Origin of the sequence: Marseilla massiliensis (assembly GCF_016899855.1) — a bacterium.
Taxonomy (GTDB): Bacteria; Bacteroidota; Bacteroidia; order Bacteroidales; family Bacteroidaceae; genus Prevotella.
Genome location: NZ_JACJJG010000166.1, coordinates 1 through 3,420, shown reverse-complemented (window position 1 = coordinate 3,420; position 3,420 = coordinate 1). Strand labels below are relative to the sequence as shown.

Genomic DNA, 3,420 nt, shown 5'->3' with positions numbered 1-3,420 from the left:
ATATTATTATATACTTTATTTAATGTTTGCGGAAGTTAGAGAAGTTAAAGAAGTTAGAGAAGTTAAAGCCGAATGACCTGTCGGGTGAAAGGTTAAGAGTGAAAAATGGGAAACCATTGTTATTCCATCATTATTGCCATAATCCATTAATTCATTAACGAGTCATTCGGCTTTAACTTCTTTAACTTCTTTAAATTCTATAAATTCCATATTACAAAATTTCGCCTGCAAAAGTACAACTTTTAAGCCAAATGTTATAAAATCATGATTTTTTTTTGCAATTTTGCATGCAAAAACACAGCTTGACATAACATATATGCCCGGATTGTCACAATATTTTCCCATAACGTCGCCCACGATGATATTCTTCGTCGTGCTGTGCATCATACTCTTCGCGCCAATTGTCATGGGTAAGCTGCGCATTCCCCATATCGTGGGAATGGTGCTCGCGGGCGTTGTCGTGGGGCCACACGGGCTAAACATACTGGCCAAGGACAGCTCGTTCGACCTCTTCGGGCACGTCGGCCTATATTATATAATGTTTCTGGCCGGACTTGAGATGAACATGGCCAACTTCCGCAAGAACCGCGTGCGCACGTTTACCCACGGCATAATGGCCTTCGTCATACCTATGGCAATGGGCTTCTTCATCAACCGAGGGGTGCTTGAGTACAGCATTATGACGTCCATACTTCTGGCCAGCATGTACGCCTCGCATACCATAATAACTTACCCCATCGTCATGCGTTACGGCCTTGCCCGCCAGCGTAGCGTCACGATAGCCGTCGGCGCGACAGCCATCACCGACACGCTGACGCTGCTCGTGCTCGCCATCGTCGGCGGAATGTTCAAGGGCGAGATTACCGGTATCTTCTGGCTCGTGCTCTTTCTCAAGATAGCCGCCGTATTCTTCGTGATAATATACTTCTTTCCACGGATAGCGCGGTTCTTCTTCCATCGCTATGGCGACAACGTGGCGCAGTTCATCTTCGTGCTCGCCATGACTTTCCTCGGCGCCGGGCTGATGGAGCTTATCGGCATGGAAGGGTTGCTCGGGGCGTTCCTTACGGGACTGGTGCTCAACCGCTACGTGCCCAACCTGTCGCCGTTGATGCTTCATCTCGAGTTTGTCGGCAACGCCATTTTCATACCTTATTTCCTTATAGGCGTCGGCATGCTTGTCAACGTGAGGCTTCTCTTCGGCGGGCTTGACACCATCCAGGTGGCATGCGTCATGATATTGGTGGCTTTGACGAGCAAGTGGATTGCGTCGTTCTTCACCCAAAAGCTCTTCGGCATGCGTGCCGTGGAGCGTGAACTGATATACGGACTGAGCAACGCGCAGGCCGGAGCCACCCTGGCGGCAGTCATGGTTGGATATAACTTGATAACACCGTCAGGACAAAGGCTGCTTAACGACGACGTGCTTAACGGCACGGTGATACTTATCTTGGTGACGTGTATCTTCAGTTCGTTCACTACCGAGCGTGCCTCGAAGCAGATTGCGCTCGAGAACAGCGCGGCCGTTCCAGAGGACGAGAAGGCCGACGACGAGAAGATAATGGTGCCGATAAAGCACGATACGAGCATTGACACGCTTGTGGGGCTTGCCGTAATGATGCGCAACAGGGTACTTAACCGTGGCATTGTGGCGCTCAACGTTGTTTATGACGACACCAACAGGCTACAGTACCAGGAGCGAGGGCGGCGCCTTCTGGCGCATGTTACGAAGGTGGCCAACTACTCCGGCGTAATGGTTCAGACTCAAGTACGCATAGCTACGAATATAACCAATGGCATAAAGCACGCCTTCAAGGAATTCAACGCTTCCGAAATCATCATGGGAATGCATGCCGGGCAAGACTCGGCAAGGCAGTTCTGGGGAGAGTTCATACCAGGATTGTTCTCCGGACTGAACCGACAAATCATAATAGTGCGCTGCTTGCGGCCTTTCAATACGATACGGCGCATACAGGTGGCAGTGCCCTCGAGGGCTGAGCTTGAGCCTGGATTCTACCGTTGGTTGGAGCGGTTGACCCGAATGGCGGAGAACCTTGAATGCCGCATGCAGTTCCATGCCAAGCGCGAGACGCTGTCGCTCATCAACCAATATATACAGAGCCGCCATCCGAGTGTACAGGCCGAATACACGTACATGGCGCATTGGATAGACATGCCGAAACTTTCCTCTGGCGTGGCTGACGACCATCTGTTCGTAGTCGTTACGGCTCGTAAAGGCACCATATCGTACAAATCGGCCTTGGAACGCCTGCCCGAGGAGCTTACGGGAAATTTCTCAGGCAAGAGCCTGATGATAATCTTCCCCGACCAATACGGCGAATCGGTGGATATTATGACGTTCGCCGACCCGCAGCACCATGAGCAGCGCAGCGCGTACGACATGCTGACAACGTGGATAAGGAAACGTTTTTCATAAGGTTATGCGGTTATAAGGTCATAAGGTTATAAGGTTTTTTATTAAAAACAAAGACAATCCAAAATCCTGAAACCGTAAGTCACATGACCATATAACCGTAAAACCGTATAACCATATAACCGTAAAACCATAAATAATGATAGACATCAAAGGTATAACAAAGAGCTTCGGTTCACTGCAAGTACTCAAGGGAATCGACCTGCACATAGACAAAGGCGAGGTGGTGAGCATTGTCGGTCCGAGCGGAGCCGGCAAGACAACCCTTCTTCAGATAATAGGCACGCTTGACAAGCCTGACAGTGGCGACATCATTATAGATGGAACGGACGTAAGGAAGCTTGGCGCTAAGAAACTGTCGGAGTTCCGCAACAGGCGTATCGGCTTCGTTTTCCAGTTCCACCAGTTGCTGCCGGAGTTCACGGCAGTGGAGAATGTCATGTTGCCGGCGTTTATTGCGGGCATGTCAAAGAGCGAGGCCAAGAAGCGTGCGATGGAGCTTTTAGACTTCATGGGGCTTTCTGACCGTGCCGACCATAAGCCCAACGAACTGTCCGGAGGCGAGAAGCAGCGTGTGGCCGTGGCGCGCGCGCTGGTAAACAGGCCGGCCGTGATACTGGCTGACGAACCGTCAGGAAGCCTTGACTCAAAGAACAAGGATGAGCTCCACCGGCTGTTCTTCGACCTTAGGGACAGGACAGGGCAGACGTTCGTCATCGTGACGCACGACGAAAGCCTTGCCAAAATCACCGACAGGACGATTGAAATGAAGGACGGAATGCTGGAAATGGAAGACGAGCTTTCTTTGAATACAAGTAGTTAAGGAGTTATGTAGTCAAGGAGTTAAGACAAATGTCTTGTTGCACAATGTCATACAAGAAATAGACAAGCGGCTTAACCCGGTGTAGGCATTTGTCTTAACTCCTTGACTACATAACTCCTTAACTCCACATAAATACAATAATAAGAGAAGAATTATGACCTTT

Annotated in this window: 2 protein-coding genes; both read left to right on the top strand. The window is 49.9% G+C overall.

The features are described from left to right. Positions 1-316: 316 nt before the first annotated feature. Complete coding sequence (locus H6A34_RS13915; RefSeq protein WP_021949310.1) at positions 317-2,437, top strand: cation:proton antiporter; 2,121 nt, start codon at positions 317-319, stop codon at positions 2,435-2,437. Positions 2,438-2,573: 136 nt separating this feature from the next. After that, complete coding sequence (locus tag H6A34_RS13910; protein WP_205106003.1) at positions 2,574-3,257, top strand: ABC transporter ATP-binding protein; 684 nt, start codon at positions 2,574-2,576, stop codon at positions 3,255-3,257. The last annotated feature ends 163 nt before the right edge of the window (positions 3,258-3,420 follow it).

Coding starts and splice junctions, on each gene's coding strand:
- H6A34_RS13915 (WP_021949310.1), top strand. CDS start 317: ATGCCCGGATTGTCACAATATTTTCCCATAACGTCGCCCACGATGATA.
- H6A34_RS13910 (WP_205106003.1), top strand. CDS start 2,574: ATGATAGACATCAAAGGTATAACAAAGAGCTTCGGTTCACTGCAAGTA.